Consider the following 16375-nt stretch of genomic DNA (forward strand, 5'->3'; position numbering starts at 1 on the left):
GGTTTTCGCCACCGAGAAGGACTCTCGTTCGGCGAAAACCCCGTGTGTGATCTCTAAGGGTAATTGTGACGGATCGCAGAGAGCTAAGGTCAAGAGTGGTGTATGGGCAGCTTGATGGACGGCGATGTCAAGCGGCGAGTTTCTGCTGAACCGGTTGATCGCCTCGCACTGGTTCGCCGTCCCCGAAGTGCTCGTCGGCCGATTGCGCCTTCAGACGACTTACCACGTTCGCCGACAAGCCTTTGGCGTCCTCGCCCAGCAGCACGCTCGGCGCCTCGCTCATGTCGCCGGTTGAAGTGCCTTTCAGATATAGCCACGGCAGCGCCGCACGCACGCGCGGCGACTTCCGCACATACGGCGGTACGATCGCTGAATTGAACTTCACGTCTGACCCTGACCGATCGCGAACCTTCGGCATTTTCACCGGAATCCGGACGTTGGACCTCGAAGCGCGCGGCGCGAAGAAGATCGAGCGCGCGCCGGCCGAACCGTTGAGGCAGCACCGGCGCGTTCGATAATCGAGGAGGTACATGAAAACGCGCACTATTGGGTAGGCCAAAGTGCGAAGGCGATGGCTACCTGGCGCTGCGCATTCGATAGGAAACATCGCTTGGGGTGTCGTATGGCTGAACGCCGGCGCGGTCAAGCGGAACAGGCAAACGACTAGACGATTTAACGAGGGAGCACGGACCTGATTTGATCCGCCGCGAGTCGAATGTGATTTTCGAGTAATTTCACGCCATACTGGACCTGCCCAGATTCAGCGGCTTCGACTAGCATGCGATGTTCGTCATATGAGTTTTCGCGGATGTCGAGGTTCGACACCTGGAAGCGGAAATAACGATCTATCAGCTCGTGCAACCGCTGAATGATGTTGAGCGTCAATGGCTGCCGGGCAGGCATGTACAACGCCTCGTGGAACTTCCAGTTCAACTTGCCCCAATCGGATGCCGAAATTTTCGACATGTCCGGAATGAGAAACCGACGAGCGTAAGCGACGTCCTGCGCGGACGTATTCCCAATTGCCTTAGCGAAAAGCCAAGGCTCCATCCGCAGTCGGATGTTGAAGGCTTCGGTCACCTCCTCATCTGACATATGCGTGACGAACGCCCCCTTATGAGGAACTACCGTCACAAAGCCCTCGGCTTCCAGTCGATTGATGGCTTCACGCACGGGAATGCGGCTCACTCCTAACTTCTCGGCCAAAGCTTCCTGACGCAAGGGTTCGCCAGCCGCCAGCTCACCGGACAGGATTCGATTACGGAGCGACTCGACTACCAGATCGACGACAGTCGCCCGCTTGATCCGTTCACCGCCGTTGTCCGCTCTCGATGACGTAACGCTGGAACTCAATCCAAAGACAGGTGACTCTGAGTTCATAAGAGATTGAGGCATTGAGTTGGCAGATTGCATGGAAGAAAACCGCACCCGGTCCTCGTTAAGGTAGCTGGAAACCGTGGGCGTATGGGTCCCGAGGATCCACGACCAGCTGATTGTAGCCCGTCGTACGGGCCCAACCCGTAATCTCCGGGACGATTGCCTCAAAATGCCCCACTGACGCTGTGCTTGCGGCCCTCGCGCGGAAGGTGCTGCCAATGATGCTTTCGTGCACGAACGAGCTTCCTACCGCCAGGCGGCCACGCGCCACCAGTTGCGCCGCCCGAGCCGATGTGCCGGTGCCACAAGGCGACCGATCGATCCCCCGAGCGCCGTAGAAAACTGCATTCCGATAAGTGGCGTTCGGCGTCTTCGGGCGGCCTGTCCACATGACGTGGCTAAGGCCCCTGATCTCCGGATGAAGCGGGTGAACGAAATTGTACTTTTCGTTGGCGAGGGAGCGCAGCAATGGACTGAAACGACGGATCTCCTCCGTCGTCAATTGCTCAAGGTCGTCGTAGGAGGGCTGGGGCTCGATGATCGCGTAGAAGTTCCCGCCATATCCAACATCGAACGTGATAGGACCGAACCCAGGAACGTCGACGGTTCCGTTTCTCATAAAAAGGAATGACGGAACGTTCGTAAGCGTGACCTCCTCGACGTTGCCGTCCTTGAGTTCGTATCGTGCCTCGACCAAGCCTGCGGGCGTCTCGACACGAACGACCCCGGGCGTCTTAGGAGTGATAAATCCGTTCTCTAATCCGATAGTTACAGCACCGATGGTTCCGTGGCCACACATCGCCAAGCAACCACTTACTTCAATGTAGAGGATTGCGATATCGCAGTCCGGACGGGTGGGAGGATAGAGGATGGCTCCCGACATGGCATCGTGACCGCGGGGTTCGAACATAAGCGCCGTGCGAATCCAGTCGAACTCGCGTTCGAAGTGCGCTCTTTTTTCAATCATTGAGGCGCCCTCTAGCGATGGTGCGCCGGATGTGACGACGCGAATCGGCTCTCCGCAGGTGTGACCATCGATGCATGCGAAAACTGACTTCATTCCAGCACTCCGTAGTGGGCGACGAAGCCATTATATTGGATCCAAGCGGATTGCGAATTCGCTCCGTGCAGGCATCGTTTGCGCGCAACACGTGCGATGACGCACCACGCGCGTGCATAAATCTTCATTATTGATAGACAACAGCTATAATAAATAAATAATAATAGTCAAAATATAACGTAGAGGATATTGGATCCTTTATATTTTGGCCATGAAACGACACTTGCCTCGCTGGGCGAGTGCCCAACCCTACGGAGAACCTCATGGATATGAAACTGCCACCCGCCGACAAGCAGGTAGGCAACTTCCTTCTTGTGCGGGCAGAAAACGCTGAGAGTTACTGGCAGCCTATCCCGGCGAACGGCCATGTTGCCATCCACGTTGCGCCTCATCTGGTTGAAATGGACAAGCCCATCGCGGTCGGCACACAGACTGTCGGGAAGGGGTGTTATGTCCGCGAACATGCGCACGACAACAACGAGGAAGTTTTGTACTTCGTCCGTGGCCGTGGCAAGGTCGTCATCAATGGCGAACAGACTTTCGAACTGGCGCCGGGCACCACACTTTTTCTCGGGAAGGGCACCCGCCACACATTCATCAACGAGAGCGATGAGGAAGAACTGCACTTCGTCTGGATCATGAACCCGGGCGGGCTGGAAGTCTTCTTCAAGCAGATCGGCCGGTTACGAACACACGGCGAGCCGACTCCCGAGCCGTTCGCGCGGCCGGAAAACATCGCCGAAATAGAGGCCAATACGGTTTTCGCGAAACTGAGCGGAGCCGAGCAATGAAATCTCTCGTCACCGATTCCGGTATCGCTTGTCAGGTGACAGGTGAAGGGCCGGCGATGCTGCTGATTTCGGGGCTCGGCGGCAACGCCTCTTTCTGGAGCGCGGCCGTCGAGCGTCTGGCAACGGAATTTCAGGTCATCACCTTCGACTACCCGGGCGTCGGCGAAAGTGCGCCTGTCCAGAGCCACAGTATCCCAGCCATCGCCCGGGCGGCGACGGATGTGATGGACCTATGTCATGTCAAGAAAGCCGTCGTAGCCGGTCATGCGACTGGAAGCCTGGTTGCGCAGACCCTGGCGCTGGACAACAGGCAGCGTTGCGACGGACTCGTCCTGAGTGCCGGTTGGGCAAAAGCCGACCGGCGTTTTCGCGACCTGATGTTGCTGAGACGCCATATGCTCCAGACCTTGGGTAGTCGCGCTTACTCGCTCCTGTCCGGTCTGCTCGCGTATCCGAACGACACATACAACGAGACGATCGCTAGTGACGCAGCGCCCGACCTGAGCGATCCGCACACGCATGACGAAGCAACGATCTCCCGGATCGACATGCTGTTGGCCTACTCGAGAGCAGACGAGCTCTCGGAACTGTCGATCAGGACACTCGTGGTAGGCGCAATCGACGATGCAGTGGTGCCCTTCGAACATTCAAAAGATCTCGCATCGCTTGTCGCGGGCGCTCAACTCGTGAACGTGACCGGCGGGCATTTCTTCCCGATAACTAACGCCCAACAGTACGTCGAGACGGTACGCAATTTCATGGGGCACGTATGACTACAGGCAAACTCAGGGTCTCGGTCATTGGTGAAGTCGCGATCGGGTCCAGCTTTGCCGACGCGCTTCGGCGCGACGACTCCTTCGAGATCGCGTCGTTCGATACGCGCGAAGCGCCGGAATTTCTGACTGGACTGTATGTGCAGTTGTCCAGTATAGAACGGCTCAAGGGCCTACAGATGGAGCTTTCCGAATGAGACTCAAAGACAAGGTAGCGATCGTCACGGGCGCTGGTGCCGGTATTGGCGCGGCCACTGCGCGCGCACTCGCTAGCGAAGGCGCCAAAGTGGTGCTCGTGGATTTGGATGGAAAGGCCGCTTCTGCCGTGGCCGACGAACTGCCCGCTGCAATTGCATTCCAAGCCGATGTTACGCAATCAGATGCGATCGCGACTATGGTGCGGCATACTCAGAAGGCGTTTGATCGCATCGACGTTCTTGTGAACAATGCCGGCCGCGGCATGCTTGGCACCGTTGTCACGACAGCGGAGGACGACTGGAATAGCATCATTGGGCTCAATGTGAATAGCGTGTTTCTTTGTTCGAAACACGTCATTCCCGTCATGCAGAAGCAGGGTGGGGGGGCAATCATCAACGTGTCGTCGACCATTGCGACCGTTGGCATAGCGGACCGCGCATCTTACGTGGCCTCTAAGGGGGCGGTTAGCGCATTGACTCGCGCAATGGCACTGGACCATGCAGCGGATAATATCCGCGTAAACAGCGTCGCTCCGGGCGTGATCTGGACCAACTACTACGACAAGATGCTAGAACAATCCAGCAACAAAGAAGGCTTCCTTACCGCGCTCAAAGCCCGTTCGCCCCTGAATCGGATGGGAACACCGGCGGAGATCGCGTTCATGATCGCGTGGCTGGCGAGCGACGAAGCGTCGTTTGCAACCGGGGCGGAATTCACGATCGATGGCGGGTACACCGCACGCTGAGCTTGCCGTTGTTTGTCTTAATCTTATTACGGTGTTTGCGTAGTACTACATATAAATTGGTTTGGCTTATAACCAGCAGGAGCATCCGAAATGCATAAGAGCGCTTTGAACGGCATGCTGGCTTTAGCATGCACCCTGGCACCGATCGCGAACGCCATGGCGGAAGGTGACATAGTCAAGATCGGATTTGCGGGGCCTTTGACGGGCCCGCAGGCTCAATACGGAAAAGATATTCAGAACGGCGTCCAACTCGCGATAGACGAAATCAACGTGACCAAGCCCGTGCTCGACGGGCGTCAGGTTCAGTTCGTGCTCGACTCGGCCGATGATCAGGCGGATCCACGGACCGGTACAACCGTCGCACAGCGCCTCGTTGACGACGGTGTCAAGGGTGTGATCGGTCACTTCAATTCAGGTACTTCTATCCCGGCGTCGGCCATTTATGCGCGAGCGAACATTCCGCAGATCACCACGGCAAGCAACCCCGTCTTTACGCGTCAAGGCTTCGCGACGACGTTCCGGTCGATGACCGCGGACGATCAGCAGGGAGCTGCAATGGGTACCTATATCGTAAAAGGGCTGCACGCGAAGACGGTAGCGATCATCGATGACCGTACAGCGTATGGTCAGGGCCTCGCCGACCAGATCACTAAGGCAGTCACAGCGTCCGGCGGCAAGGTCATTGACCACGAATTCACGAACGACAAGGCCGTGGATTTCCGGGCAGCGCTTACGAAAATCAAGTCGATGCAGCCCGACGTACTTTTCTTTGCAGGTGCGGATGCGCAATCGGCTCCCCTCGTTAAGCAGATGCGCAGTCTCGGGATGAAGACGACGTACACATCAGGTGACATGTCGAAGTCGACGACATTCCTGAGCGTCGCGGGCGATTCGGCCAATGGCACCTACGCTTCGCTGGCTGGTTTGCCGACCGAGCGGATGCCGGGTGGCGCGAAATACATTTCGGCATACCAGAAGAAGTTCAATATGGAGCCAGGTACCTATTCGCCGTACTTCTACGACGCGGCCCTCGTGATGATGCAAGCTATGATCAAGGCAGGCTCATCGGACCCGGTGAAATACCTGCCGGTCCTCAAAGCGACAAACGAACAGACTGTCACGACAAAAGACTTCACGTACGATCAAAAGGGTGACCTCAAGCACCCCGTTGTCACAATCTACAAAGTAGAGGGTGGGAAGTGGGTGACGAAGGACGTCGAGGAGAACTGAACGTGAGTAACGGAGTGCGCGGCAACTCGGATGTTGTTGTCCTTGGAGCAGGGGTTGTGGGGCTTGCCTGTGCCTGGGCGGTTAAGCGGGAAGGCATCACGGTGACGATCATTGATCGTGACTTCGAAGGTGACCGCGCGTCGCACGGCAATGCGGGCGGCATAGGGGTGACCGAGAGCACGCCTATCACGATGCCCAATCCCCTGAAGCTGGTGCAGATGCTGACGGATCCACTGGGTCCACTCGGTTTGAGGCCTGCGCATTTCGTCAAGTCCTTTCCTTGGTTCTGGTCGTTGATGCTCGCCAGCAGGCCGCATCGTGTCCATGCGTCGGCAAAGGCGCTTGCAAGCCTGAACATGCGCGTGTATGACGATCTTCTTCCAATGCTTGACGACATTGGCGCGGGGCGGTGGCTGTATCAACGCGGCGCGCTTGTAGTTTTCGAATCGGAGACGTCATATCGGGCGGCGCTTTCCGAATGGAAGCTACGTGCCGATCTGGGCGTTGAGTTTGAACCGCTTGACGGCAGTGAAATCAAAGAACTCGAACCATCACTCGCACCTGTATTTCCACGCGGGCTGTTTTTGCCCGATTGGTCGCATGTGGCCGATCCCAAGCGGATCGTAGAGGCATTGCGCAGTAAAGTCACAGAAATGGGTGTGACTCTGGTCCAAGGGGATGTCGCACACGTTACCCCGCACGGCCCGCGGAATGTCTCGGTGGCGCTGACGGACGGGCGGTCTCTGAATGCAAGTCGCGTCGTTGTGGCGATGGGCGCCTGGTCGGCGAGGATTGCGAAACGCCTTGGTGACAAGGTGCTGCTGGAAAGCGAGCGAGGCTACAACACGACAGTTGACGCAGGGGACGTCTCGCTGTCTCGCGAAGTCATTTTCAGTGAGCGAAGCTTTGTCGCCACGCCGTTGGACATTGGCATACGGATTGGTGGGGGGGCCGAATTCGCTGGGTTGAGCGCAGCCCCGAATTACAAACGATGCGATGCACTCCTGACCTTGGGGCAGCGCTTTATTCCAGGGCTTGGCGACAAGAATGCGCGGCGCTGGATGGGGCACCGCCCATCGACGCCGGACGGGCTACCCGTGATCGGCCCATCGGCAAGCCATGACGCGATTGTCTATTCGTTCGGGCACGGTCATCTCGGACTAACTCAAGCCGCGACCACAGGTAAGCTTGTCGCGGGGATTCTAGGCGGGGCGGCACCTGGAGTTCCGCTCGAGCCCTTCTCCGTTAAGCGGTTCTAGCCCAATATCCGCCGCCACCACTACACCTATTCGGCTTGGGGTTCGCTCTTCGGCAACGGATTGCTCACGCAGCGATCCGGCGACCCAACGCGCCGCTTCATTCCTTGTTACAGCAGAGATACCTATGCCGCACGTCGAGATCCTCGCCGGTGTACCTTGCCCCTGAGCTGCCGACGCCATTGAGAAGAACAATCTCGCTCGGGAGGACAGTGAATTTCTTGACCGTATCGCGGAGTGCCCGAAGAGCCTTGCCGCGGACCTTCACCGCAGGGTCACCGCATCCACGGCGGCTGTGGCTCGAACTTCTCCAACAAATAGTCGACCAAAGCGCGGCACTTGACGGAGTAATTGTCTGTTGTCATGTACACGAGATAAATGGAGCGGCCATCGTCGGGCGCATAGTCCGCGAGCAATCTGACCAGTCGGCCCTCACGTACGTCCTGCTCGACTAGGAATTGAGGAATGCGGGCGATCCCGACGCCGGAAAGTGCTGCCGTGTGGACGGCCGTACCTACGCTGCCCAGATTTCCATTGACCCACACAGAAAAGCGCCGCTGTCCCTCACGGAACATCCACTCTGCTTGGGTTACGCCCCGTCCGTCCATAGTTAGGCAGTTGTGCCGCCCCAGACTTTCTGGACGTTCCGGTTTTCCATGCCTCTCAAGATAGGTGGGCGATGCGCAGATGACGAGAGGATTGGTCGCTAGCCTGATGCTCAGATGATCTTCGGATGGTGCGAGCCCCGAGCGGATCGCGAGGTCAACGCTCCGATCTTCCGACTCGACCGGCACATCGCCGACGACAATCTCGACTTTCAGTTCTGGAAAGCGAGCCAGAAATTCGGGCATGAGCGGGACAAGTTGCCTCTCCACAAAGGCAGCCGGAGACCGAATGCGCAATACGCCATGGGGGACCTGAGGCCTTTGCGAAGTTGCCGCCTCAGCCGCCTCGATCTCCTCCACAAGGTGCTTGATCTTGGAATAGAAGAATTCGCCCTGTGCAGTCAGAGAGAGCCGGCGCGTAGTGCGGACGAACAGCCTGACGCCCATCCGATCCTCTAGGCGCGAAATCTTGCGACTCACGCCCGATGGTGTCAGCCGGCACTTTTCGGCCGCCGAAACGAAGTTGCCGTGCGCTACCACCGCCGCAAATACATACAGTTCGCTACTTTTGTCCACAGAATGCCTGCCTCTAGCCCCAAATCTCATCTTCAAAGACTGCTGGTTGCGTTCATTATTTCATGAATACAAGTCAAAATTTAGCGATTGTTTGCAAAATGTCTGCTATCTAGAATTGGTCGCAACGTTACAAATCTTTTGCGCATATGCAAGCTGCCAGCCAAAAACTGAACGTCGCTATTGTCGGCGCAGGCATTATTGGATGTTCATGGGCAATGGTCTGGGCCCGCGCGGGGCGCCGTGTGGCGATCTACGATGCGAACACTGATGCACTTGAACTTGCATCCAAAACGCTGTCGCGTTTTGTGAGCGATAGCGAGAACGCTGGTTTTGCTTTGCCCCAAGACCTCATGTCGCGCGTAAGTACGCATGCAGCACTCAAAGACGCTTTGGCGGATGCGGACTTCGTACAGGAGTCCGCTCCTGAAGACGTGGAGATCAAGCGCAGTCTTTTCCGTGAACTAGACCGTCTGACCAAACCCGAAGGCATCCTTGCTAGCTCGACGTCTGCGATCATGATGTCGCAGTTCACGGAAGATCTCCAACATCGGCATCGTTGTGTGATCGTCCATCCGGCGACACCTCCCCACATGCTGCCGGCGACAGAGATCGTCCCCGCTCCGTGGACCGCGCCTTCCGTCGTTGACCGCGTTTTCGCGCTTCTGGAAGCAGTCGGTCAAACCCCCGTACTTGTCAAAAAAGAGATTCCTGGCTTTGCATTGAATCGAATGCAAGGCACGCTGCTGATCGAGATGTTCAGGCTGATCGAATCCGGAGTTATTTCAGCTGCTCACGCTGACAAGCTCATAAGTGACGGATTCGGTCTTCGTTGGGCCTTTCTCGGGCCGCTCGAGGGAGTCGACCTCAACGCGCAGGGTGGCATAGCGGACTATCTTGCTCGCTTTGGGCACATCTTCGACAACATGGCCAGCGAACGACGCGAACCAGGACCCGTACTTACGCCATCTCTGATCGCCCAGCTTGCCGAGCTGATGCGCGAGAAGTTGCCGCTCGATCAAATCGAAGCAAAGCGGTCGTGGCGTGATCGACGCGTGGCCATGCTGAAGCGGCTGCGGATCGAATTGGAGGACCAAGCCTAAGTGGCGGTGGTCGGAGCTGTGGCCAGATAGGTTACCTAACGTCTTGCTTGCTGCGGGACATGATCAGCTAGGGCTGACGCTTGGCGCGACCGCCGGGAGGATGATCGGTGACCTGGTTTCGGGCCGCACCCCCAAGGTCGACTTCGCGCTCTTCAGCGCGTATCGATTCTCGTGGCCGGCAAGGACACACCAATTGGTTCGAGGTAAATCATGCGTTGGAAGAAAACTTTACAGGTGGTCGGTGTGCACTGTGAAGGTGAGATCGGAAAGGTGATCACAGGGGGAGTCGGCACTATTCCCGGCGAGACCGTACTCGACAAGATGAATTACATCAATGAGGTCGACGACAGCCTTCGTCGGCTAGTCGTGCTCGAACCTCGCGGCTGCTTGCAGATGTCTGTGAATCTTCTTTTACCTCCGACGCGGCCCGACGCTCACGCAGGCTTTTTCGTCATGCAGGCGGACAAAGCACATCCGATGTCGGGCAGTAATTCCATCTGTGTTGTGACGGCGCTGTTGGAACTTGGGATCGTCCCAATGCAGGAGCCCGAGACTACCGTGGTTCTCGACACAGCGGTCGGTCTCGTTACCGCACGAGCGAAATGTCGAAACGGTCGCTGCGAGAGCATTTCGCTCGACATGATGCCGGCGTTCGCAGAGCAGCTTGACGTTCAGATCGATACGCCAGAGTTCGGGAAGATCAAGGTCGACATTGCTTTTGGGGGGGTGTACTACGCGCTCGTCGATGTGGACCAGGTTGGGCTGGACATCACTCCACAGAATGCGCGCCGGCTGGCTGATCTAGGCGTAAAGCTCGCAGATATTGTGAATGCGCACGTGGCCGTACGGCATCCGCTCTACCCGAAAATCAACAAGATTGCGTACGTTATGTTTCGCAACCGAGTCACTGACGATACCTATCAGACGTGCACGACCCTCGTTCCCGGCCGGATCGATCGGTCGCCATGCGGCACCGGCAGCTCCGCCAATTTGGCCACGCTCGCAGCGCGCGGTTTGGCGGACGTCGGCAGTCGCCTCGTCTCTCGTTCGACCATTGGAAGCGAATTCAAAGTAGAACTGCTTGGTCGTACCGAGATAAACGGAAAGCCGGCGGTACTGCCGAGAATTGAAGGGCGAGGTTGGCTGTATAGCGTGGAACAGCTTGGTGTCGATCCGGATGATCCTTTCGGTTCGGGCTTCATGGTAAGCGATACGTGGGGAGAGGGTTTCCCTCAGAGCTAGTTGCAAGAGCTCTGGGATTTAAAACCCGATTTCAGGAGGTCATCATAAGCATTATCGAAACACAAAAGGCGTCGAAGGAGAAAACTTTATTCTGAAAGGATCAGGAATGAGATCGTTCGTAACCGATGTCGGAGTTGCGGGGGAGACCGCCGGGGAGGGCCCAGCCGTACTCCTCATCTCCGGACTTGGTGGACGCGGCTCCTTTTGGCACAGCGTCATGCAGGTCCTTTCCGGCGATTTCCAGGTGATTACGTTCGATCACCCGGGAATAGGCGCCAGCAAGGGTATAGATGTGCAGAGCATTCCCAACGTCGTCGCTGCGGCGCTGGACGTCCTCGACACGCTCAATATTCCGCGCGCCGTAATCGTTGGGCATTCGACCGGTAGCCTCGTAGCTCAAGCAATCGCTCTGGAGTCGCCCGGGCGTTGCGAGCAGTTAGTGTTGAGCGGCGGATGGGCGCGCCCAGACGCGCGGTTCCGGGACTGCTTCACTTTGCGCAAACAAGTGCTGCTCAAAGCCGGAAGCGCGGCATATGGCGTCGTGTCCGATCTGCTCGCCTACCCGAACGCCTTCTACAACGAATCGATCGCGGAGGCGAACGAGCCGGCGTTCGACGGTCTGCATCGGGCAGATGCAGAAATTGTGGCGCACCGAATCGACATGCTGTTGGGATATTCACGAGTGAACGAGTTGCATAAGCTCGATACTCGAACGCTGGTCATAGGTGCAAGCGATGACATGGTTGTACCAATCGAGCACAGCAGGGAACTCGCATCGCTCATACCGGGCTCTCGACTAATCGAAATGGCCGGCGGCCACTTTTTCCCCAAGGTCGCGACGCAGGATTACGTGCGTAATTTGCTTACATTCATGAGACGGGTATGAGCATTAGACGTTTTCGAATCGCCGTCATCGGCGCAGGGGCGATCGGTCGTAATTTCGTGGGTTCTCTGACGAAAGACTATGTCGACGAGATCGCATTCCTGGACCGACGAGAAACGCCAGATTTTCCTGAAGGAGGACCGTACGGGAGATTGAGGCGTATCGATGAGCTCGTTGCATGGCGCCCTGACGTGGTAGTCGAGTGCGCCGGGCATCACGCTGTATCGAGCGTCGTTCCGCAGGTACTTAGGGAGGGCTTTGACGTTGTGCTTTCTTCGATTGGGGCGCTGGCGGACCGTCAGCTTCGCCGTGCGGTGAGTGAAGCTACTGCTGTAGGTGGCTCGCGGCTCATACCCATCGCTGGGGCCGTTGGAGGTATCGACGCGTTGTCTGCAGCCGCGCGCAGTGGACTTTCAGAGGTGAGGTATACGGGGAGAAAACCTCCGAAAGCGTGGCATGGGACGGCTGCTGCACAGGAGATCGACCTTGATGTCCTGACGAGCCCGACGGTTATTTTCACTGGTACGGCCGAGCAGGCTGCGCTGAAATACCCTCAGAACGCAAACGTCGCAGCCACCATTGCTCTTCACGGAGTGGGCTTTGAAAAGACGACCGTCACGTTGATCGCAGACCCTACCGTCCGACTAAACTGCCACGAGATTTACGCAAAAGGACGGAGCGGGGAACTGCGGGTTAATACCTCAAACGAACCATCTCCTGAGAACCCGAAGACATCGTGGCTTGCGGCACTCAGCTTGCAGGCAACCGTCGTCGACAAGCTCTTGGGTATGCACTTGGAGACGTAGTTGAAGGTTTTGGAGCGGAAGCTCTCGCCGCAACTTGCAGTAGAAGCCCGCATTAAAGCGTCCGCAGTGCGCATTTCGCTTCGGTTGTGCCAAGTCAGTCCAGTTGAGCCGTACTACCGGCGCAGCACAGAGCGAGATGTGGCCGCGGCATCAGACGGATCATCCATGCGTTAGATGTGCTTACGGGGCATCGTAGCGCTAATCGGGTGCGGATGAAGTTGAAGAAACGCATCTGTGGCGTTGCGGGCACGTGCCGCGACTTCGCGTGAGTTCGGCCGCTCGGCGACGCCGAGCAGCAGGCTGACCATCAAATTGCCCCACAGCAACCCGCCGAACTGTTCGGCAAGTTCGGCAGGACGGCCATTGAGAAGTCCGGATGCCTGAGCCCGGGCCATGATTTGACGCAAGGCGGCACGACTCGTTTCGCGCCCTATGGAGTCGAGCGCTTGCGCCACCTCGGGCGCGTGGACCGCCTCGGCGATCGCCAGTCGGAATACCGCAATGACCGTTGGATCGGTTATCTCGCGGACGAGCTGCATCCCGAGGGAAGTCAATATGTGCGCAAGGGTGTCGCGATCGTGCGGCACGGGCAAGTCAGCGGGTACCCGCAGTCGCGTGGCGCGCGCGCTGATGCATGCGATTAGCATTTCCTTCTTGTTGCCCACCAGCGCGTACAGTTCTCGTTTCGAAACGCGCGCGCGCGTGGCGATCTCAAGCGTGCTGGCCGCCGCGTAGCCACTCTTCATGAACGCTGCGAAGGCTGCATCGAGGATGCGCGCGCGCACCTCAGTTTCGTCGCGGCCTTCCTGACGCTCCTTTGACAGCGATGCCGTGGTCATCATCGTCTCCCTTGACATTCGGTACCGCATAGTACCATACTGAAGCAACCTTATGGTACTTACGGGTACCACGACTGCTAGGAGGCTATCATGCTCAAGCCAAGGATCCTCGTGACCGGCGCGACCGGGAAGACAGGCAGCGTCGTCGTTGCCGAACTGCTGAAGGCCGGCTATCCCGTGCGCGCTATGGTGCACCGAGAAGACGGCCGCAGCGCGCGGCTGCAGGCGCAGGGGGCTGAGATCGCGGTCGCCGACATGAGTGATGTCGAGCGCGTCGCCGACGCGCTGACGGACGTTCAGCGCGCCTACTATTGTCCGCCTTTCGATCCCTACATGATTCAGGGCGCCGTCGTGTTCGCCGTCGCCGCCAGGGAATCCCGGCTCGAACACATCGTGGGCCTCACCCAATGGCTGTCGAGCCCCTCGCATCCGGCCCTCATGACCCGCCAGCACTGGCTCGTCGATCGATTGTTCTCGATGATGCCTCTAGTCGCGCATACGATCGTCAACCCAGGCTTCTTCGCTGATGACTACCTGGTGACGATTGGGTTGTCCGCGCATCTCGGCATCTTTCCCTGGATCTTCGGTAATAGCCGCAACGCGCCACCTTCCAACGAAGATATCGCGCGAGTCGCCGTCGCGGCGCTGATGGATCCTGCGCGGCACGCCGGAAAAAGCTACCGCCCCACCGGACCGCGGCTTCTCGGCGCGGAGGACATGGCCAAGGCCATCGGCCGAGCCGTTGGGCGATCAGTTAAGGTCGCGCCAACCCCGACCTGGCTGTTCATGAAGGCCGCACGGCTGAGCGGCTACCCGATCGATGAGTTCAGTGGCATTCGCTACTACATCGACGATCACAAGCGCGGCGCCTTCGAGCTGGGGGCGCCAAACACGGACGTGCTCGATGTGACCGGCCGCCCTGCTGAGGACTTCGAGACGATCGCCCGTCGTTATGCGGCGCTGCCCCGCAACCAGCCGACCTTCGGCAATTGGCTTCGCGAGTTCGCGCAGTTCGTGATCGCCCCGCTCAGCCCCGGCTTCAATCTCGACCGCTACGACCGTGAACTGCGCCGTCCGTTCCCGTCGGAGCCGCAGCTTGCGCCTGAGTCCAAGGTCTGGCTGCACGAGCATGCCATGCCTCACGCGGAGCGTGGCGCTGTGATCAAAGAGCTAAGCACGCTGCGCGCTTAAATTCTCACAGTAGATCGCGGAAATTCGAACCTAAGGAGAGACTCATGCTGCCGCAACTCTGGTTTTTCGTTAGCATCGCATTCAGCTTCAGCGCGTGGGGAATCGTCGCGAAGCGCTACATCTGGCCAAAACTCCGCCTCCTGCGGCGGGCCGAAGCGCTGCGGCCTCTTCTCGTCCTGCACAGCTTCCGCTTTATTGGGTTGGCATTCCTCGTCCCAGGCGTCGTGTCGCCCGAGCTGCCGTCTGCCTTCGCGCATTCCGCCGCCTACGGGGACCTCGTTGCGGCGACACTCGCGGTGCTCTCGCTGGTATCGCTGCCACGCGGGGTTGGCATTGTCATCGCATGGATCTTCAACTGGTGGGGCTTAGCGGATCTCTTGAACGCGTTCTATCAGGCCAATGATGCTGGGCTCGTGGCGGGGCAGTTGGGCGCCACCTACTTCATTCCGACTCTCGTTGTACCGCTACTGCTGATCACGCACGGACTCGTCTTCCGGATTCTTCTGCAACATCAAAGTCAGTCCACAATGCCGGAAAGCCGGCAGCCCGGCGAAGGGCTATCAAGTGGAGAGCCCATGTTCGATGCAACGACCTCGCGAAGACCAGCAGCCGGCTGACGGCAATGGAGGCGCGCAAGCAAAAGCTCGTGTCAAAGACGATAATAGGGGCCGTCTCGATAAATTGGCGGAACCGCCCCCGGACACCCCGCGCAATCCATCGGGCACTTGGTATGCCAGCGGCGCCGCGTGGGCAGCGAAGCGCCGCACGAACCGTGCCGTCACCGCTCGGGCGGTCTACCGGGCTCTTCTCGGACTCGAGGTTTGCGATGAAGCACTTCTGTCGAAGCACCATTGTCCGTTCCGCGTTCGTCGCATCGCTGGCCATTGCGGCCGGCATCGGGTCGCTCTGCGCGCCTGAGCGCGCGTGGTCCGCTCAAATCGACGACCAGGCCGACCCGCAGACGCTCATCCAAACCGTGACGCAGGAAATCTTGGACGAGGTGCGCCAGCAGGCCCTCACGCCGGACGACATCCCGCGCATCATGACGATCGTGAACCGGGACATCCTCCCATACGTCGACTTTCGCCGCACCACGCAGTACGCGATGGGCCGCTTCTGGCGCACCTCGACACCCCAGCAACAGGACCAGATGGTCGAGCAGTTCAAGCAGTTGCTTATCCACACGTATTCCGGCGCGCTCACGCTGATCGACACGGATCAGAAATTCAAGTACCCGCCTTCGCCCGCCGAGTCGAGCGACACCGACGCAGTGGTGCGCACGATCGCGCCAGGCAAAAACGGCCAAGTGCAGATCGACTACCGGCTGTACAAATCACCGCAGGGTTGGCGCGTCTATGACATGAACGTGCTCGGCGCGTGGCTGATCCAGACCTACCGTACGCAATTCAGCGACAAGATCCAGCAAAGCGGCGTCGACGGGCTGATCCAGTTTCTCACCGAGCGCAACAAGCAACTTGCGTCAGGTAATCAGTGACCGCGCGGCGGATTATCGATGGAGGTCTCGACGTGTGCGTGGCCGAGGAGCCGTTAACCTGTTTAGTGAGGGGGCTCCACAGGCCTCCCGTGCCGGCGCAAGCGAGCGGGCGTACGTCCTCAATGCACCACGAGGAAAATCGCATCACGCCGATCCTGGATCAGCATGTCTGATCAGAGTAAGGAGGAACGTGCGCCGCAACTCGAAT

The 16375-nt window shown here is 58.4% G+C and carries 17 protein-coding genes and 1 pseudogene; 13 read left to right on the forward strand and 5 right to left on the reverse strand.

Features of this window, described 5'->3' with window-relative positions:
- Window positions 1–187: 187 nt before the first annotated feature.
- The 3 genes and pseudogenes from J3489_RS39030 to J3489_RS33445 all read right to left on the reverse strand — a co-directional run.
- Window positions 188–430, reverse strand: a pseudogene (locus J3489_RS39030) (transposase); the annotation flags it as partial.
- A 242-nt stretch (window positions 431–672) separates the two neighbouring features.
- Window positions 673–1413 (reverse strand): GntR family transcriptional regulator, encoded by a 741-nt coding sequence (locus tag J3489_RS33440; RefSeq protein WP_242540516.1) that lies wholly within the window; start codon window positions 1411–1413, stop codon window positions 673–675.
- Between the two features lie 25 nt (window positions 1414–1438).
- Entirely contained in the window at window positions 1439–2437 is a 999-nt protein-coding gene (locus J3489_RS33445; protein ID WP_207005094.1) for a 4-hydroxyproline epimerase, read from the reverse strand.
- 263 nt (window positions 2438–2700) lie between these two features.
- On the opposite strand from J3489_RS33445, the gene J3489_RS33450 reads away from it, so the two are divergent.
- The 6 genes from J3489_RS33450 (at window position 2701) to J3489_RS33475 (ending at window position 7433) form a co-directional block, all read left to right on the forward strand.
- A complete protein-coding gene (locus J3489_RS33450; RefSeq protein ID WP_242540517.1) occupies window positions 2701–3228 on the forward strand; it encodes a cupin domain-containing protein in 528 nt (175 codons plus the stop codon).
- Window positions 3225–4001 carry an alpha/beta fold hydrolase gene (locus J3489_RS33455; protein ID WP_207005095.1) on the forward strand — a complete coding sequence of 259 codons (777 nt, stop codon included), beginning with the start codon at window positions 3225–3227 and terminating at the stop codon, window positions 3999–4001. The genes J3489_RS33450 and J3489_RS33455 overlap by 4 nt, the downstream gene beginning before the upstream one ends.
- Window positions 3998–4198, forward strand: a complete 201-nt coding sequence (locus J3489_RS33460) for a hypothetical protein (protein WP_207005096.1) — start codon at window positions 3998–4000, stop codon at window positions 4196–4198. The genes J3489_RS33455 and J3489_RS33460 overlap by 4 nt, the downstream gene beginning before the upstream one ends.
- Window positions 4195–4944, forward strand: a complete 750-nt coding sequence (locus J3489_RS33465) for an SDR family oxidoreductase (protein ID WP_207005097.1) — start codon at window positions 4195–4197, stop codon at window positions 4942–4944. The genes J3489_RS33460 and J3489_RS33465 overlap by 4 nt, the downstream gene beginning before the upstream one ends.
- 90 nt (window positions 4945–5034) lie before the next feature.
- Window positions 5035–6174 (forward strand): branched-chain amino acid ABC transporter substrate-binding protein, encoded by a 1140-nt coding sequence (locus J3489_RS33470; protein WP_207005098.1) that lies wholly within the window; start codon window positions 5035–5037, stop codon window positions 6172–6174.
- 2 nt (window positions 6175–6176) lie between these two features.
- A complete protein-coding gene (locus tag J3489_RS33475; RefSeq protein ID WP_309491467.1) occupies window positions 6177–7433 on the forward strand; it encodes an NAD(P)/FAD-dependent oxidoreductase in 1257 nt (418 codons plus the stop codon).
- 272 nt (window positions 7434–7705) lie between these two features.
- Here J3489_RS33475 and J3489_RS33480 read toward each other — a convergent pair whose 3' ends face one another.
- Entirely contained in the window at window positions 7706–8611 is a 906-nt protein-coding gene (locus J3489_RS33480; protein WP_207005099.1) for a LysR family transcriptional regulator, read from the reverse strand.
- A gap of 146 nt (window positions 8612–8757) precedes the next feature.
- On the opposite strand from J3489_RS33480, the gene J3489_RS33485 reads away from it, so the two are divergent.
- The 4 genes from J3489_RS33485 to J3489_RS33500 all read left to right on the forward strand — a co-directional run bounded on the left by J3489_RS33485 (window position 8758) and on the right by J3489_RS33500 (window position 12642).
- Window positions 8758–9711 carry a 3-hydroxyacyl-CoA dehydrogenase gene (locus tag J3489_RS33485; protein ID WP_207005100.1) on the forward strand — a complete coding sequence of 318 codons (954 nt, stop codon included), beginning with the start codon at window positions 8758–8760 and terminating at the stop codon, window positions 9709–9711.
- Window positions 9712–9921: 210 nt separating this feature from the next.
- Window positions 9922–10953: a proline racemase family protein gene (locus J3489_RS33490; protein WP_207005101.1), complete on the forward strand. Its 1032-nt coding sequence runs from the start codon at window positions 9922–9924 to the stop codon at window positions 10951–10953.
- A 106-nt stretch (window positions 10954–11059) separates the two neighbouring features.
- A complete protein-coding gene (locus tag J3489_RS33495) occupies window positions 11060–11839 on the forward strand; it encodes an alpha/beta fold hydrolase (RefSeq protein WP_207005102.1) in 780 nt (259 codons plus the stop codon).
- A complete protein-coding gene (locus J3489_RS33500) occupies window positions 11836–12642 on the forward strand; it encodes an aspartate dehydrogenase (RefSeq protein WP_207005103.1) in 807 nt (268 codons plus the stop codon). The genes J3489_RS33495 and J3489_RS33500 overlap by 4 nt, the downstream gene beginning before the upstream one ends.
- A gap of 170 nt (window positions 12643–12812) precedes the next feature.
- On the opposite strand, the gene J3489_RS33505 is transcribed toward J3489_RS33500, so the two are convergent.
- A complete protein-coding gene (locus J3489_RS33505) occupies window positions 12813–13427 on the reverse strand; it encodes a TetR/AcrR family transcriptional regulator (protein WP_309491468.1) in 615 nt (204 codons plus the stop codon).
- A gap of 144 nt (window positions 13428–13571) precedes the next feature.
- Here J3489_RS33505 and J3489_RS33510 point away from each other — a divergent pair, with 144 nt between their 5' ends.
- From J3489_RS33510 to J3489_RS33520, 3 genes are all read left to right on the forward strand, one after another.
- Window positions 13572–14672 (forward strand): NmrA family NAD(P)-binding protein, encoded by a 1101-nt coding sequence (locus tag J3489_RS33510; RefSeq protein ID WP_207005104.1) that lies wholly within the window; start codon window positions 13572–13574, stop codon window positions 14670–14672.
- A 44-nt stretch (window positions 14673–14716) separates the two neighbouring features.
- Entirely contained in the window at window positions 14717–15289 is a 573-nt protein-coding gene (locus tag J3489_RS33515; RefSeq protein ID WP_207005105.1) for a DUF8737 domain-containing protein, read from the forward strand.
- A 209-nt stretch (window positions 15290–15498) separates the two neighbouring features.
- A complete protein-coding gene (locus tag J3489_RS33520) occupies window positions 15499–16167 on the forward strand; it encodes an MlaC/ttg2D family ABC transporter substrate-binding protein (RefSeq protein ID WP_207005106.1) in 669 nt (222 codons plus the stop codon).
- Window positions 16168–16375 lie beyond the last annotated feature (208 nt).

The organism is Trinickia mobilis, from assembly GCF_017315705.1.
In the GTDB taxonomy this organism is placed as follows: Bacteria; Pseudomonadota; Gammaproteobacteria; order Burkholderiales; family Burkholderiaceae; genus Trinickia_A; species Trinickia_A mobilis.